This is a genomic window from candidate division KSB1 bacterium (assembly GCA_022566355.1).
GTDB lineage: Bacteria > Zhuqueibacterota > JdFR-76 > JdFR-76 > DREG01 > JADFJB01.
This window is the reverse complement of record JADFJB010000100.1, coordinates 1-17554: the sequence shown is the minus strand read 5'-3', so window position 1 is coordinate 17554 and position 17554 is coordinate 1. Positions and strand designations below refer to the sequence as shown.

Here is a 17554-nt window from a genome sequence, read left to right as displayed (position 1 = left end):
ATATTTAATCGCCTCATCAGGTTCAAGAACCATGGCTAGCGGTTTGACATTTTCATGCAAAGAGGCATAATTAAAATCCTTTATGACTCCAATTATTTCAGGTTCTTTCAGGTTGAGCAAATTGAAGTTCTTAAATACCTGGCCAACCGGATTCTGCCAATCAAACTCTTTAACAAGCGCTTCATTAACAACAATTGCACTCGTCGCATCTGAGACAATCTCTTTTGAAAAGTCTCTCCCTTGTAGAATTTCCATATCAAAAGTCTTTACAAAATCTTCATCGACTCTCATGACATTCACTTTCCAGTTCGTTCCATCCTGGCTGCCATAGGAAACCCAACCAGGTTCTTTGTTAAACCCATCAGAATTACCGGTAATAGCGATTATGTTCTTCTGCCCCTTTAGCTCTTCTTTGTAAAGACGCAAAAGCTTTTCACCGGCCTGATCTTTAGTATTCGTCGGGATAACGACAACCTGTTCTTTGTCAAAGCCTGGATTGCGGGATTTAAGCCAACTTATTTGATCTGACATTACCATTGTACAGATGATTAACAACACAGACAGGGTAAATTGTACAACGATCAAGCTGCGGTTTAAATTGAATCTTCCACGAAATAAGTTTCTGTTTTTTAAAGAATCAACAGGTTTATATTGGGAAAGGAAAAGAGCAGGATAGCCACCCGCAGTCATGCTTGTAAATAAAACCAGGGCTAGAAACACGACAGGTGTTTGCCATCCACTAAGGTAATCGATGGATAAAGACTTGTTTGCAAGTGTATTGAAAACAGGCAAAAAAACCTCGACTAACATAATGCCGGTCAAAAGTGCAAGAAGACTGAAGAGTAGCGCTTCGCCCCAAAATTGCCTCATGAGTTGTGTTTTTATGGCACCCAAGGTCTTTCGTAAACCGACCTCCATAGTTCGGCTTTCTGCCCGTCCTATTGATAGAGTTGTAAAGTTGATACAAGCTATGAGTAGAACAATGAACCCGATACCGGTTAAAATATAGGCATAAACCGGACTGCTTGCAGTTAATAATCCTCCTTCTACAGTAGGATCAAGGTGAACAGACTGTAAAGGTTGAAGCTGTAACTTTAATGCGTCTTCGTCTTCATTAATCCAACCCAGGATTTGCCAGGTTCGAATCATATCTACATAGTTATTTTTGGTAAATAACTTTAATTTGTCCTGAAGATCAATTTGGCGAGCTGAATCGGCAATTTTAATATAGGTTATAGCCGACCAAGCATTCCAGGAGGTAGACAGTTTATTAAAATTGGGTGAATGCTCAAAACGTATTAGAAAATCGAATTGGATACTGGAGTTTGCCGGAATCTTACTGGCAACACCGGAGACGATGAAATCCTGTATACTGCTGCCAAAGTTTAGAGTAAGGATTCTGCCCAAGGGTACCTCATCGCCAAAAAACCTCTGAGCCATGGCCTCACTGATCACAATATCATTCTTCTCTGCCAATGCTGTTTCTGTACTGCCCTGCAATAATGGGAATGAAAAAATATGAAAAACATCACTGTCGGTAAAAAGAACCTTCTCTTTGCTAGGATCATGCGTTGAAGATCGTACGACGGCAGTTCCCTCTATAAATCGGGTTACATGTTCTATCTCAGGGAAAGTTGCCATCAATGTTCTTGCTAAAGGCAAGGGTTGCCCAGCCATATATTTAACTTTCCCGGACGGAGCTTTACTCACCAGGTTCACACGAAATATTCGATCGGCATTATTGTGGAAGGAATCATAACTCAGCTCATCCTGGACATACAAAAAAACCAGGATGGAGCAAGCTATACCGATGGCGAGTCCGAATACATTGATAATCGAATAGGTTTTGTTTTTGTACAGATTACGAAAGGCTATTATACAATAATGTTTGAACATTTTTTTCTCCGATTAGCGATGAAAAATCATTGAGGCAAATCTAACAATGAACAATAATCACCGAGCTACTTAGTTGAGAAAAGGTTCAACTATTATGCCATTTTCTTTTGAACAGGGGACACAATTTTTATTAAAAATTAGTATCCGCTGGTGTTACATTAATTGCACGGTAACGGACAGGCTAAACTATGAAGAGTTTTCCTAAGGTAGTTAAGAATAGTAGAAGTTATTGTGGCATGTGATACTAATCATCCACCATTTTACCACTATTTTTCTGCCATTTACTGAAAGTATTTCTTTATTTTTGAAAGCTTTCATAATAAATTAAATACGATAGAATTTCTGAACAATTTTTAAAGGCTCGAAGTGAAAAAATCAGTTTACATAGATACAACAATTCCAAGCTATTATTTTGATGAGTTGCATTAAAATTTCCTTGCGATATTACTAGAAAATGGTGGGAAGAAGAAAGTCGTAATTTTGATATTTTTATTTCTTTAGAAACAATTGCAGAACTAAATCGAGGAAACTATCCCCGAAATTTGGCCGATGAAATAATGTCCGTATCCGATGAAGATGCAACTGAAACTGCAAGAAAACTGGCAAGATTGGAAGGTATATTTGGCGGAACTACATCCGGAGCAAATGTGTGGGCAGCTATTCAAAGGGCAAAAATTATTGGAGCAGGAAAAAGAATTGTAACCGTTGTTATAGATTCAGGATTAAAATATCTCCATGGTGATTTATATCGATAAGAAATAAAGGCTGACATGAATTATTAATAATTCACAATTCACCATTACCCATTTTTCTTCTATTTTTTCTTGACATTCCTCGCTCAATTATATAATTTCCAGTCAGCTTGATTAATCAGGTTAATAATAACCTTGGGAAAATTGGGGTCATTATGACCAATTAGCAAAAAACATTTGAAAATTATTTTTGAAGTCAGAATATGGATATATTTGAATATAATTTAGGACACTTTTTAAACTTGGAACATTTCGAAAAGGGGTATTTATCATCAGAATCTCCAGTCAGCCTACGGCTTCCTTCTGTTTCTGATGATTCTAGCTTAAATTAAAAGCAACTTTTTGTCTCATTAATATAGGCAGAGAGGGCTACTTAAAACCGGAAGGACCTAAAGTTTTAATTAAAAGTTAATTTAAAGTGAAAATGAGAAACATTTTTCATTCATTTAAGTTAAATAGAGCTTAATAAAAGCAATCATCCATAACAGATGGGGATTCGCTATGTCTTCATTAAAATTTCGCATACTATTATTATTCCTCAGTTTTTCTTTCCTATTTATCACGAACTTGAACGCCCAGGAAAAACAGCAATACGGATCGGTCACTGGCTTCGTTCATGACAATAAATCCAGAGCGCCCATTGAAAATGTCAGCGTCTTTTTAAGCAATACCACAAAAGGCGACGCATCGAATAAATCCGGTGAATATATCATTTCTAAAGTTCTGCCGGGCAAGTATACCCTGGTCGCATCTATGATGGGTTATGAAACCAAAAAAACAACAATCAATGTTTTAGCCGGGGAAACCACTGCTCGTGATTTTAATCTCAAGCTGAAAACCTTTGAATTTGAGGCTGTAGAAATCATCGCTTACAATGCATCACAGTGGAAAAAAGACCTTAAAAAGTTTAAATATCTCTTTTTAGGTAACTCAAATTTTGCCAGAGAATGTGAGATCCGGAATCCTGAAATTATCGATTTCACCAAAGGATCGCGAAGAGCTTTCACGGCAAAAGCGCAAATGCCAATTATCCTTATCAACAAAGCCCTGGGTTTTGAAATCGAATTCAGTTTGGAATATTTTGTAGCTAGCGAAACCGAATTGAATTATTCGGGAGAAACGCGTTTTTCAGAACTGGAGCCGGAAAATGAAAAGGAACGATTAAGATGGCAATCCAATCGTTTGCAAGCTTATGCAGGTTCCATGCGTCATTTTTTGGCATCTGTGTTGTCCGAAAAATCGACAGATGAAGGCTTTTCTTTTTTTGCTTTGTCCGAATGTCCAAGCAGAGAAACTGTAGGTAAGAAGATACCTAAGGTTGGCGCCAAAGCAACTATTCACATCGAACCGGGTTTCCAACCGTTTGAAAAAACCCTCAATTTCCAGGGCTGTCTACAAGTTGAGTACGGCAAGGAACAAGCAGAAGCCGATTATCTGCGCACCCTCTCCGTTCGGGACGTTTCAAACATGAGCAGTATTGCCCAAATCTCGTGGATTGAATTGCTCGATCCATCGGTTAGTGTTGATACCAGGGGCAACTTGCTTTATCGCAATGTCCTGAAAAAACACGGCTATTGGGCCTGGAAACGGGTTGGCGATTTGTTGCCGACAGATTATATACCTGGATCAAGTATACCTGGATCAAGCGTAACATCAAACCTGGTATCTACTTCAGCAATCGATTCCCTGGAGAATATGCTTCAATCACGATCTTATGAAAAACTTACCGGGGGTCTGGTCTATAATGCACTCGACGAGTTGTCCTTTAAGGATAGTGATCATGAGAAAATCATCGATAGACTTCACACAGACATTTGGGACATAATCGATGAAACCGAAAGAGAAAAGTGGCAGCGGCTTAAGACAAACAAAGAAAAAGCCGATTACCTCCGGCAATTCTGGTTGATTCGTGATACGACGTATGGCGACAAAATTAACGAAAGATTGAACGAACATTATTACCGTTTAAAATTAGCTCGAACGTTTTATAATTCATTTACAACCATTGGTTATGATGACAGGGGGAAAATTCATGTAAAATATGGCGCACCTGATAATAGATCTTTGGATTTGCCATCAGGTGGTAAATCGACAGAAACCTGGGTTTATGAAACAGGCGCCGGTCAAATCATCTATGATTTTGTAGACAAAGGACTTGGTTATGATTTGTCTTATAGAGTTGGCGAGAGCATTGTAGTCGTTACTCCTAAATTTAAATTTGCCGCACTTGGTAACATTTTAAGTAATCGGGCTAATATTAGTTTTAAATATGCCATTGCATATAATAGATTTCTAGACCTTTCGCAACAAGAGGACATTAATTATGAAGGAGTGCTCCGGATAATGGAATCTGAATTAAAAGAGTTAACGCAAGAACAATACGGAAACCAGGCAAACCTGCCTGTCAGTACCAGTAAAATATTTGACAGCATATCAAATCTTGATTTTATCGTGAAGTCTGCCATTTTTCGGAACAACGAAACCGAACATGAGCTGGCTTTGGCTTATGGGTTTAAGGGGAATAAGATAAAGCGCTCCAAAAAAGAAAACAGATCAAACTTATCACTACGCACGGTTATTCGTAATCCTGCCCTGATAGATATCTCTTCTCGAGAGGACAATTTATCAGTTGAAGAACAAGATTTTGATGAACATAATGAGTTCATTACGGCAATACAGATCCCAAATGAAATCAACCAGTATTATGTTCTTATCGATGTTAATAATCCTGAAAGAAAGCAACGAGGGATTAAGGATATTTCCGTGAAAGTACCTCCATTTGGTGATGGAGAGTTTCAATTAAGCAGTGTGATTTTCGCCAAAAATATTAAGCCTATCACTGCCACTTCTTCAACACAGAATTTGAAATTAACTTCCTCAATAGTTCGCAATGACCTTGAAATCGAAATGTACCCCTTTTCTACCCTGAAACGAATAAAACCAATTTTTGTGTATTTTGAAATTTATAATCTGGTAAAAGGCCCGGATGGAAAAACTCATTACCAGGTCGAGCATTCGGTTCAACCCAAAAAGAAAAAAGGAGTTCTTGCCCTGGTATCAAGTTTAAATCCTTTCAAGCAAGATAAAGGCTCCATCTCAATTACAGATGTCCGTGAGGGTGCTAATATCAATGAAGTTTTTTGGGTGCAATTGGATTTTGGCCAGTTAGCGCAAGGACTTTATGATTTAATCGTTAAGGTTACTGATATCAACGCAAATAAGAAGAAGACAAGTAAGATCGCATTTCTGTTAAAATAGAGGCAAAGTATTCGTTGGCTTAATCCAAATTGGTATGAATACAATATCTCGAATAATTTTTTAAATTGGAACCAATCGGCATTATACTAGTTCTCAAAACGACCACAATTTGATTAACCCAAAAAATTCTTCTTATTCTGTGAATGTCATTTAAAAGGGCTTTCTAAATCAACAGTTTATCCGTATACTACAATGTTTTGAGATGGATTTTTCAATTGTTGGCTGCTTTAGACATTTTGATTGATTAACCTGGATAATTCACGAACCTTATCACTGTCATCCCGTCGTGAACGGGATGACACTTTTGAAACTTCAAGCTTAATACTATAATTCATGAATAGTGCAGGTTAAATGATTAACAGATGTTAATTTACAAAAACTTAAATTTATCCATTCATACCGTCGGGGAAAAGAGAGATGATGAAATCATCCATTAAGAGCCTTTTCAATATTTTCTGTTTTAGTTTCCTAAGATCTTTGATTCTTCCCGCCATACTCACTATTGCCTGCACTTCCTCAGAACAAAATCATTCACAAATCACTTATCCGGTTTCACAAATGGATTTTGTCATTACAGTTGATGGAGATGGAGAGCTGGAAGCGGTGAAGTCACATATGTTGGTCGTTCCTCGTGTGCGGGCTCAACCCAAAATATCTTATTTAATTCCAGAGGGAACAGCTGTTTTGAAAGGCGATATTGTCGTTCAACTGGAAGCTGAGACGATAGAGAGTGATTATAGAAATGCCTTGGATGAGGTTGAAATTGCCAAAGCAGATGCTCACAAAAAAGAAGCGGAGTTAACCTTAAAGCGTCTTTTGCAGGAATCTCAACTGAAAATAGCCCTGGCTTCACTTAAAACCTCAAAACTCCACCTGGATAAATTGAAATTTGAAGCGCCAACAACCAGGGAAATTAAAAAGTTGGAAATTAAAAAAATCGAGCTGGAAGCCAAAGTAAGTAGAGACAAGATCAAGGCATTAGAAAAGATAAAAATAGAAGAACTTGCTCACATGCTATTGAAGATCAAACAGGCGCAAAGCAAACTGCAGCGATCCAAATCTCAATTAGATCTCTTGGATTTAAAGGCTCCGGTTGATGGTCTCGTGGTGTACGAACGAAGTTGGATTACCGGGAATAAAGTCCAGGAAGGGGATGCTATTTACCCAAATATGCCGGTAGTAAAAATACCAGATATGTCATCCCTGCAGGTAAATTTGAAAATCAGTGAAAATGATGCTCAGAAGGTAAAGGTTGGACAAAATGCAACTGTCTTCGTACCTGTACTGGGAGATTTAATTTTAACGGGTAAAGTTTCGAGAGTCGGAAGAATGGCGAAGCCAATCAAACGAGGCTCGAAGGTGAAAAAGGTGGATGTGATTGTAACGATCGATAGCACATTTCAAAAACTTGTGCCCGGACTGAGTGCAACTTGCCGGATCCAAATTGAAAAAATACCAGGAGCAATATTCCTTCCAAAAGAATGCCTTTTTGAAAAGGATAGCGTGAAAATCGTTTATGTATTCAAAAAGGGATCGTTTCACCCATGTCCAATCGCTGTGTCGCAACAAGATGAGGATTTTGTTATTATCAAAGGTGATTTAAGTATCGGCGATTTGTGTGCCCTGCGCCAGCCAAATAATTCCCAGGTTAAATGGCCGGATGAATTAAAGCCATATACAAGTGTAACCGACTCGAGTTCAACTTTAATGGATAATTTAAATTAAGTAGGTTCAAAAAATGAAAAGAAAATACCAGGCATTGCAGTTGATTTCGCTGTGTTTTATGGTTGGATCCTGTCAATCAAATACCGGTGCATCCCTGGAGTCATATACGGTGGTTCGGGGAGATTTCATAGATAGTATAACTGAAACCGGTGAATTGATGGCAGTGAATTCACAAAGAATTACAGCACCCAGTATTTCATGGCGTTTTGGAGGATTAAAAATCACAAAAATTATTGAGGATGGTAAACAAGTTGAAGCAGGTGAATTATTAATCGAATTTGATAAAGCCGAAGTTGCGAAAGGTATTGACGATGCAAAAGCTGAATTAGAAATTGCAGAAGCTGAATTAAGAAAAACACATGCCACGCAAGCTTCACAAATCGAAGGCTTGCAGGCAGACTTTGAAAAAACCTCTCTTCAACATAGAATTTCACAATTGAATTTAGAAAAAGCAACATTTGAATCAGACATCAGGAGGAAGGAAATCGAGCTTGAATTAGAAAAAGCGGGTATAGCATTGGAAAAAGCGAAATTGGAAATAGAAAGCCAAAAAAGTATTAATCGTGAAGAAATTAGCAAGCAAAACTTAAGAGTTTCCCAGGTACAAACCAAAATGGAGGAAGCTAAAGCCACCTTTGAAAAACTAAGCGTCTCTGCCCCATCTCCCGGTATCGCTGTCATTGAAAAAAGCATGATGACCCGATCTAAATACCAGGTTGACGACCAGGTTTGGCCGGGTTGGCCCATGATTGGATTACCTGACTTGAGTGCAATGCAGGCGATAGTGCAAATTAATGAAGTGGATATAGCGAAAATTGATACCATGCAGAAATCCAATATTAGACTGGACGCTTTTCCGGAAACTGTATTTCACGGAAAAGTATCGGATATTGCTGCATTGGCGCGAAATAAAGAGAAAGACTCAAAAGTAAAAGTTTTTGACATAACAATTCTGTTAGATGAAAGTAACGAAAAATTAATGCCAGGCATGACTGTCAGTTGTGAAATTATCTTAAATCAAATTCCGGATACTTTATTCATTCCCCTCGAAGCATTATTCAATGTTGCTGGAGGGAATATTGTTTATTTGAAAAATGGAAACGATTTTGAACCCCACTCTATCACCATCGGACCTGAGAATGATGACTATGTGGTTATCGCCGGTGGACTAAAAGAGGGGGACCAAATCGCATTGATGAATCCATTTTTAAATCAAACTACGAACTATGCAAAAGAATCAAATTCGAATTGAATAAAATCATGAAACAAAAAACTAAAAACCTGATTTGCATTATTGCTTATTTGTTGTTCAGTAGCTGCAGCATCATTAACGATCACAATTATCGAGTTGAAAGTGGTGAATTCAAAGAATTTTTAACTGAGACCGGTGAACTTCAGGCCCTGAATTCGACGGTAATCCCCATGCCAATATTCGATTGGTCATATGGCAGGCCACAAATTACCGCTCTCGAAAAAGAGGGTACACTCGTCAAGAAAGGCCAATTTGTCGGACAACTTGATTCCTCGGGTGTCGTACGAGTCCTCGGACAAAAAAGAGCAGATCTGGAAATTGGGCGGGCTGATTTCAGGAAATTAGCAGTGCGGCATGTATCTCAATTAAAAAAACTGGACGCGGATATTCAATCTTCCCGAGCAGAACTTCGCCAGGCTCGAATTGATACTCAAAGAGTCCGGTTTGAATCGCAAACAAAAATAGAGATGAACAAACTAAAATTAAAAATAGTCGAAATCTCATATCAAAAGGCTAAGAGGACTTTAGAACATACATATAGAATCCAAAAAGAAGAACTGTTAATTCAAAAATTGAAAATTGAAAAAACCAAATCCGAAATCCAAAAAGCAATAAGAACCATTGATCGATATATTTTGCGTGCACCGGCAGACGGTATGATTGTCTATCGCAAAAAAAGAAGGGGTGAGAAGGTCGCAATAGGAGATCAATTATTTCCTGGCGAGCCAATCATCGGACTTCCTGATTTACGTAAAATGAAAGTGCTTACTTCTGTGAGTGAGACCGATATTGAAAAAATTAAACTGGGACAGAAAGTTACTGTCAGGTTAGATGCGTTTCCGAAGACTATCTTCGATGGATCGATTAGTTCAATCAGCAAAATTTGCCATGAAAAAGACAAGGATTCAAAAGTCAAAATATTTGATGTAACGGTTCTGCTCAATCAATCTGCACGGATTCTAAGACCGGGGATGACAGTAAGTTGTGAAATTTTAGTGGCGGAGATGGAGGATGCATTGTTTGTTAACAACTCGTGCATTTACGAAAACGGAGGCGAGTATTTTGTATTCGTAAAAGATGGATCTGGTAAAAAAGAGGTCAAAGTTACCATCGGCCCTCGCAATAACAATTCAGTCGTTGTTTATGGAGACTTAAAAACCGGTGATACCATTTTTAATTCTGATAGGGTGGTACAATGATTACCAAAGAAAGTTTATTTATTGGTTTAGAAGGTTTAAAAGTCCACAGGTTGCGATCTATCTTAACGATGCTAGGTATCATCTTTGGCGTTGGAGCCGTCATCGCCATGCTTTCTATTGGAGAAGGCGCCAAACGGGAAGCCTTAAAAAAATATAAGGAATTGGGTGTTAATAATATCATCGTACGGGATAAAGATTTAAGCGATAAAGAATTAGAAGAAGTTCGGGCAAAATTCTCTCGCGGTCTTTCTCTGAAAGACGCTGAAGCCATTAAAAAAATCATTCCAACTATTGAGCAGGTTGCCCCCCAGGCCGAGTTTGATTCCGAGGCGAAATATGAAGACAAATCCACAAAAACTACGGTTGTGGGTGTAACGGATGTGTTCAAATATCTGTTGAATTATGAAACGCAGCATGGAACATTTTTATCTAACGATCATCATAAACGGGAACTTCGCGTATGCGTCCTTGGCGCTGAAGTTGCCAAAAAACTATTTCCGGTTCAATTCCCGGTGGGTAAGAAAATTAAATTGGATGATCAGTGGTTCGAAGTTGTTGGGACGATGGCCCCCAAATCCTTGTTCACCGAAACAATTGGCGAGCTAGCCTCACGGAATTTAAATCAAGATGTCTATATTCCTCTTTCTACATTTCTGCGGCGGTTTAGCAAGGAAAAGCAACTTGCCAGCCAAATCGATCAGCTGACGGTAAAGGTTCATGAATCGGAAAAGTTAGTGGAAAGCGCCGCAATAATAAGCCGGATTTTAAACCGCCGTCATCATAAAAATGAAGATTTTGATATCATCATTCCATACGAACTCCTAAAGCAAGAAGAAAAGGAAACCCGCATTTATAATGTTGTACTAGGTTCGATAGCGGCGATTTCACTTCTGGTTGGAGGCATTGGCGTTATGAACATTATGCTGGCCTCGGTTCTAGAGCGCACCAGCGAGATCGGTATTCGACGATCCATTGGCGCTAAAAAAAATGAAATCCTTATACAGTTTTTGGTGGAAGCCGTAGGCCTATGTTTAGCTGGAGGTATTATTGGAATTACACTTGGATTTGTAATGTCGCTAATAATAGACAGCCTGGCAGAATTTACCACCATCATTACACCCCTATCTGTAATCCTGGCATTTGGTGTGTCTGGTGCGGTGGGTATCATATTTGGTACATTTCCGGCTAAACGCGCCGCAAACCTGAATCCCATCGAGGCGTTAAGGCATGAATAATCCAGATGTTCCGCAAACAATAATATTTTTCATGAGAGACCCATTGAAAAAATCATCAGTAATTATTTTTACAATTTTGATTACTTTGTTTAATTCGTATAGTAAAATTATCGCATGTTCCCCCCACTATGTGCTTCCTATTAATTTTGATAAAACTGAATATATTTTCCTTGGCCCGTGTTACTAAGATTATTGGTCCTAAAACTATAAATTTTTGGTCATATGACGGTAGAAAAAATAGTAATGAAGCATATGGTCTGTTGGTCGAATTAAAAGATGAGATTTTCACACCAAACAAGCCAAAAAGGTATTTTGAAGTTTATCTTTACTTTATGGGTAATTCTTGTGAACGAGTACCATATTCTGAAGAGAAAGTCAAGTCTCCTTATAAAACTGGTACCGAAGTACGTGTTATTGGGAAGGAATTGGATAATTTTATAAATGAAGCAGGGCATGGTAATATTCAATTGGAAGCTTCTATTTTTACTTTAGGACATATCTATCCAAACAATTTTGGGGATTATCCGGTTACGACATCTTCTTCAATATTCTCTTATCAAGATTTTAACAAAACATATCACAAACTTTATAAAAAATTATTAGATGATTATAAGGCAAATCGACAACCAGTATGGGAGTTAATTCAGTCTTTGAATTCCGTAGCAGAATTCGAATATAGAAAAGATCTGTTACGTCTTGAGCAGGAAAAATCAAATGAAAAAAAATTAAATATTTTAAAACGTTTAGCATTTTATAAGTCTCATGGAGGGGATATTGTTTTCCATCGTTTAGTTAGAAATCATATTAGTGAAGCAAAAACCATTCAAGACTTGATTGAATTTCGAAAAAGAAATTTTCAATAGACAAACCCAAAATTATGGAGGAATGCATGATTACAATGAACCATCAGTTTAAAATATTCCGAATTCTGTTTATCATATCTATCTTGCTTTTCCTCCTTGTAAGTTATTCAACAGCCCAAGAGAAGAAACTCCTCACATTAAAAGACGCTATTGCAATTTCGCTGGAAAAAAGCTACCGGATGAAGACATTGCGGTTAAGTTTGGTGCAAGCCGAAGAGAATCTCCATGCAGCCAAAGGTAGATTTAAAACCAATGCCGATATACGATTTGATATGCCAAGTTGGAGTGAATCGGTCAGTGAAATCCAGGTCCAGAACGCTTTGCCGGTTTTTAATACAACCAGCCGACTTCGTTTCCAGGGTATCTTTGATATAAACCAGCCGTTGCCTACCGATGGGATATTCACACTGCGTGGATTTGTCTATCACAGGGATGTTTCTACATTCACCGCCGATTTAACCCAGGATATAAAGCGCAAGGAAGTTTATACATCATTGAGCCTTCGTTTCCAGCAACCGCTTTTTACAATTAATCGATTAAAATTAGGATTAAATAATGCCAATCTAAACTACGAACGCACCGCCCTTCGTTATAAGAGAAGCGAATTAGATATCGTATATTTAGTGACACAAGCGTTCTTCAATTTATATCAAGCAACTCGACTAGAACAAATCGCAAATGATGATGCAAACCAGCAACAGGAACTATACGATCTCGCCAGCAAAAAATATGAAGCAGGTTTAATTCCAGAGGTAGAGGCTTTACAAATGGAAGTCGATTTGGCTGAAAGCAAGAATGCTTTAGTCGAAGCCCAGGGTAATCTGGCAAGAAGCGAGGATGTTTTTAAACAGTTAATCGGTTTGAAATTTTCCGACAATATCGGCGTACAAACCGATTTTGATTTTTCAAAAATCACTGTAGATCTGGATAAAGCAATCACTATGGCGCTGGCAAACCGATCTGAAATTCGTGAATCAAAAATAGATGTTGAACTGGCCAAACTCGCCGTTAAAGAAGCGGACGCCAGGAGTGAAATACGCGGTGATATTGAGGCGTTTTATGATATTACCGGAATTAGCGATCCCTCTCTTCCGTATGGCTCCGCGCCAGGTACATTATTTGATTCAAGTTTTGAAGATATGAGGAGACGGCCCAATAATCGTGGTGTTGTATTTACACTTTCAATGCCAATCTGGGACTGGGGTGTAAATTCAGCCGAGGTGGCGGCGGCAGATGCTAATTTGTCCACCGTGGCATTAGGGCTTGATGAGCAACATAAAACCATCACACGAGAGGTGCGTGAAGTTGTAGGGAAGCTGAATGAAGCAGAGAATCGATTGGAAGTTTTGATTAAAAACCAGGAAGTAGCTCAAAAAGCTTTCGATATATCCATTGAAAGATTTAACAATGGCGATATAACAGTTCAGGAACTCGCATTGGACAGAAATAGACTCACTCAGTCGAAGTTTTCTTATCTAAATGCTTATATCGATTACAAATTGTCACTGGCTGATTTGAAGCGCAAGACGATGTTCGATTTCGAAAAAAATCAAAGTATAATTGGCATTGAATAGAAAAGGAGTCTTTTTTAGCCACGAATTTGATATATTCGATTTTACTTAAGAAGATTCATATGATTCAATAATAAATTTATTTTTTTAGTGCTAATACCCATGGCTCAACCGAAAATACAAAATCAATTCAAATTCAGCTTTTACTAAATAATACTGGCCATCGTTTCAGGTTGCACTAGCAGCCCAATCTCTGAAAATTCTGAAATTGAAGTTCCTAGCCTTAAAGGATGGTGCGGATCCAGAGGGGACATTTATCTGGTTAGAGGGATTTGATTCCAGTACACGAGTGGATTCATCGGGAAATTTTGAACTGAGTATTCCTCCAAAGCAGGCCCAGGGTGGCACGAATGGCATCAGTGGTATTTTTAAAATTTATTATTATATTGCCAATTACGAATTAGCCAGCTCAAATATTGTTATAAGAAACAGTGAATTTGTTTTTTTATCCGGTGATTTGAATGATATCGGCGAATTAACGCCGGTTACTTTGCAACGGAATCTTAGAATCCATACTAAAGTTATCCCGGATTCTGTATCAACCGATTATACCGGTTTTATTGATGTTGAAGTATCACTTGTGGCAAATAATCCTGTAGATGTTGAATTTCCCTTTTCTGTTCCCCGTACGCTTGGAGTGATACTAGCTTGTTGCGATTCTACCAATCAAATTATAATTTTTAAAGCTTATCCCAATGTGTTATCATCCTCAATTATTGAAATTAAAGATTCTCAAATTACAAGAAGTTTAAGTTTTACTTTAGCGACAATCGATCTTCCTGCCGGCGATTATGAGATTATTCCTTATTTGTTTGTTAATCGGGACGATATCCCTTCCGAATTACTTCTTAACCTTGGTGATACGGTAAAAGCTCTTGGCCGGGAATATTTAAACATGCCTCTTAAACGAACCGGCGGTAGTTTTGAAATAACTACAGTACGATAATAATTGGGGCTAATGGAATAAATTATTGGTATTCAATTCTGATCAGGGTAGTAGAGGTGTTCGCACCCTGTGGAATCGTTAAAATAATATTAGCCCGAACCGGTTTAGATCAGTCGCTTATACTGGAAAAAGAAAATACAATAAATGTATTTAAGTATTTGTTATTATGATATTAATAGCTGTTATTAATGATTTGGATGAACGAGTTTATTTGTAACCTATAAATATTACGAGGGACTCATTCATACTTATGTTAGGCGGATGTGTTCATTCCGTATATCATGTCAAATGAGATGATCTACAGTTCTTTAGAATTACTTGTTAGGCAAGGACAAAAAAATGGCAGTAAATCAAGCTGAAAGAGCATATCTGGCGTGGCCAATTTTGATTGGACAGGCTAAGAAAGGTAAAACGATAGCGTATAAAGCACTTGGAGATGCTATCGGCATCCATCATCGAACTGTTAGATATGTCCTTGGACTTATACAAGATTACTGTTTAGAGGAAAAGCTACCACCTTTGACAATCCTTATTGTAAACCAATCTGGAAAACCAGGAGGTGGCTTTATAGCGTGGGACGTAGACAATTATGATGAGGGTTTCAATAAGGTCGTCGAGTATAATTGGGATTTAATAGATAATCCGTTCTCATATGCCAGTGACGGAGAACGATACGATCAACTTATAACTACTCTGATACAAAAACCAGAAGAGTCAGAAGATGTTTATGTTAAAGTTAAAACAAGGGGTATAGCCCAATCAATGTTTCGTGATGCTTTGCTAAAAACGTATAAGAATAAATGTGCATTCACCAAACTTTCATTTGTTTCTGGATTGCAAGCAGCACATATCATTCCTTGGTCTAAATCGTCAAAATCCGAACGGATGGATATTCGAAACGGGATATTATTAAACAGCTTTCATCACAGTCTGTTTGACCAAGGCATGATAACAATTACAGATGACTACAGAATCGTATTCTATGACCCTGATATGGATGAAGGACCGTATTCTGAATATGACAAACTGTTAACCGTCAATCTTCATTTAAAGAAAATGATGTTGCCAAAGAATAAAGACCATTGGCCTTTAGCTCAGTATATTTTAAGGCATTACGAAATTCATGAATGGAGTGAATATTTGCCTAATCGGGTAAGGGCGGGTTTCACTCCCGCCCTCCCCACACCACCCGGCATCCCGGCTAGCCGGGACCGGGCGGTTCATCGAAGGATTCACTAACCATTCGGATAGTGAAACGCAATCCAGAGTTCGCGAACCGAAACTAATCCTTGATCTTTGAGCCAGGCGTTATTCATACCCAATTGGGTCGCATACGTCCGAGCAAGTCGCCAGGGGCCTTTACTACTCAAGCCCACTGGAATTGCTTGCGATTTGGATGCTCCGAGACTGAGAAGATTACGAATCCGAGTACGAGTTCTGCGCCACTGTTTCATATAGCACATCCGAACACGACGACGAATCCACTCATCCAACTCCGGAAGTGGACGGTAGTACCTTGACAAAGCATAATAATTCATCCAGCCGCGAATGTAGCTTGACAGCTTCTGAAACCGAGCCTCCATGGAGATACCCCAGCTTCGGGCTGTCAGGCGGCGGATGTTATACTTAAAATTCGCAAGCGACTCGGACGACCAGACGATGCGTTTACCCGGGAAAATAAACCCCAGGTACTCGCAGTTCTCGCCTCGAACGATGCGGCTCTTCTGGCGATTAATTTCCAGTTTCAGCCGACGCTTGAGAAACCGGATGACGTTGCGGCCAACACGAACGGCTGAACGCTTGCTTCTGACGAAAATAAGAAAGTCATCGGCATAACGCACAAAACGGTGACCACGCTGTTCCAGTTCTTTGTCAAAATCGTCCAACACGATATTGGCAAGCAAAGGCGAAAGCGGCCCACCCTGCGGAACGCCTTCTGTGGTCGGCTCAATTTTGCCGTCCACTTCGACTCCTGCTCTGAGGTAGCGGCCAATTATGCGTAAAACGCGCTTGTCTCTCACCTTGCGTGCTACACGGGCCATGAGAACGTCATGATTGACTCTATCAAAAAACTTTGACAGGTCGATGTCCACCACCCACATGTAGCCGCTGTCCAATATCTCTCGGACACGTTTAACCGCGTCATGGGCGGATCGACCAGGGCGAAAACCATAACTCGACTCAGAAAAATCCGGGTCAAATAGTGGTTGTAGCGCCTGCAATATCGCCTGTTGAATCACACGGTCAAGTACCGTCGGGATACCCAACGGACGTTTGCCGCCACTACGCTTGGGAATGTCGTGCCGCTTAACCGGTGCTGGACGATAATTATCGTCCAACAGTGACGCTTTGACTTCACACCAGTGAGCCCGAAGCCATGCCGGAAAGTCTTCGATGATTACACCGTCGACTCCGGCAGCGCCGCAGTTGGCACGCACGCGTTTCCAGGCACGAAGTAGGTTGGCTCGATTGAGAATTAGTTCCAACATACACTTACTCCTTCTTGTTCAAGGTTTGCAATCGCTAATGCGCCGTCTCACAACTAATCCCGATCGGGAATCTGCATTGTAAACGAGGACTAACGAAGCTACTCCTTGACTCACGATGTTCAACCCTTCACCATATCTCAACCATTACGTTGAGCATTCGGCTACTATGGTCTCTGCTGACTTCTGCTTGATTATCCCGTAAGTTTCCTTACGGAACGCTATGTGGACAGTGTGTGGTTTACTATCGTTGTTTTGTGTCTCTTGTAATGGACTCTTCCATGACGATAGCTATCATGCAAGCCAGGTTATTGGTTACCCGGGTTAACCAGTCCGGGATTACCGTGACCGTCTACATTGCCTGCCAAACA

Annotated in this window: 12 protein-coding genes; 10 read left to right on the top strand and 2 right to left on the bottom strand. The window is 39.3% G+C overall.

Features of this window, described 5'->3' with window-relative positions; translation table 11 throughout:
* Positions 1-1896, bottom strand: a 1896-nt coding sequence (locus tag IIC38_15470; GenBank protein ID MCH8127335.1) for an ABC transporter permease, incomplete at its 3' end; no start/stop codon positions are given.
* Between the two features lie 557 nt (positions 1897-2453).
* Here IIC38_15470 and IIC38_15465 point away from each other — a divergent pair.
* The 10 genes from IIC38_15465 (at position 2454) to IIC38_15420 (ending at position 15936) form a co-directional block, all read left to right on the top strand.
* Complete coding sequence (locus IIC38_15465; GenBank protein MCH8127334.1) at positions 2454-2651, top strand: cysteine transferase; 198 nt, start codon at positions 2454-2456, stop codon at positions 2649-2651.
* 498 nt (positions 2652-3149) lie between these two features.
* Positions 3150-5906 carry a carboxypeptidase-like regulatory domain-containing protein gene (locus IIC38_15460; GenBank protein ID MCH8127333.1) on the top strand — a complete coding sequence of 919 codons (2757 nt, stop codon included), beginning with the start codon at positions 3150-3152 and terminating at the stop codon, positions 5904-5906.
* Positions 5907-6323: 417 nt separating this feature from the next.
* The gene (locus IIC38_15455) at positions 6324-7631 is read left to right on the top strand and encodes an efflux RND transporter periplasmic adaptor subunit (GenBank protein ID MCH8127332.1); all 1308 of its coding nucleotides are present in this window, start codon (positions 6324-6326) and stop codon (positions 7629-7631) included.
* 13 nt (positions 7632-7644) lie between these two features.
* Positions 7645-8883: an efflux RND transporter periplasmic adaptor subunit gene (locus IIC38_15450; GenBank protein ID MCH8127331.1), complete on the top strand. Its 1239-nt coding sequence runs from the start codon at positions 7645-7647 to the stop codon at positions 8881-8883.
* Between the two features lie 8 nt (positions 8884-8891).
* Positions 8892-10082, top strand: a complete 1191-nt coding sequence (locus IIC38_15445) for an efflux RND transporter periplasmic adaptor subunit (protein ID MCH8127330.1) — start codon at positions 8892-8894, stop codon at positions 10080-10082.
* Entirely contained in the window at positions 10079-11317 is a 1239-nt protein-coding gene (locus IIC38_15440) for an ABC transporter permease (GenBank protein MCH8127329.1), read from the top strand. Before IIC38_15445 ends, IIC38_15440 begins: the two co-directional genes overlap by 4 nt.
* Positions 11318-11487: 170 nt before the next feature.
* Entirely contained in the window at positions 11488-12180 is a 693-nt protein-coding gene (locus IIC38_15435; GenBank protein MCH8127328.1) for a hypothetical protein, read from the top strand.
* Between the two features lie 26 nt (positions 12181-12206).
* Complete coding sequence (locus tag IIC38_15430; GenBank protein MCH8127327.1) at positions 12207-13754, top strand: TolC family protein; 1548 nt, start codon at positions 12207-12209, stop codon at positions 13752-13754.
* A gap of 205 nt (positions 13755-13959) precedes the next feature.
* A complete protein-coding gene (locus tag IIC38_15425) occupies positions 13960-14697 on the top strand; it encodes a hypothetical protein (protein ID MCH8127326.1) in 738 nt (245 codons plus the stop codon).
* 339 nt (positions 14698-15036) lie between these two features.
* Entirely contained in the window at positions 15037-15936 is a 900-nt protein-coding gene (locus IIC38_15420) for an HNH endonuclease (protein ID MCH8127325.1), read from the top strand.
* Here the strand turns inward: IIC38_15420 and ltrA are convergent.
* Positions 15933-17186, bottom strand: coding sequence for a group II intron reverse transcriptase/maturase (ltrA, locus tag IIC38_15415; protein MCH8127324.1), 1254 nt, complete (start codon positions 17184-17186; stop codon positions 15933-15935). The genes IIC38_15420 and ltrA overlap by 4 nt on opposite strands.
* Positions 17187-17554: the final 368 nt, after the last annotated feature.

Coding starts and splice junctions, on each gene's coding strand:
- IIC38_15450 (MCH8127331.1), top strand. CDS start 7,645: ATGAAAAGAAAATACCAGGCATTGCAGTTGATTTCGCTGTGTTTTATG.
- IIC38_15465 (MCH8127334.1), top strand. CDS start 2,454: ATGTCCGTATCCGATGAAGATGCAACTGAAACTGCAAGAAAACTGGCA.
- IIC38_15440 (MCH8127329.1), top strand. CDS start 10,079: ATGATTACCAAAGAAAGTTTATTTATTGGTTTAGAAGGTTTAAAAGTC.
- IIC38_15460 (MCH8127333.1), top strand. CDS start 3,150: ATGTCTTCATTAAAATTTCGCATACTATTATTATTCCTCAGTTTTTCT.
- IIC38_15420 (MCH8127325.1), top strand. CDS start 15,037: ATGGCAGTAAATCAAGCTGAAAGAGCATATCTGGCGTGGCCAATTTTG.
- IIC38_15455 (MCH8127332.1), top strand. CDS start 6,324: ATGATGAAATCATCCATTAAGAGCCTTTTCAATATTTTCTGTTTTAGT.
- ltrA (MCH8127324.1), bottom strand. CDS start 17,186: ATGTTGGAACTAATTCTCAATCGAGCCAACCTACTTCGTGCCTGGAAA.
- IIC38_15430 (MCH8127327.1), top strand. CDS start 12,207: ATGATTACAATGAACCATCAGTTTAAAATATTCCGAATTCTGTTTATC.
- IIC38_15445 (MCH8127330.1), top strand. CDS start 8,892: ATGAAACAAAAAACTAAAAACCTGATTTGCATTATTGCTTATTTGTTG.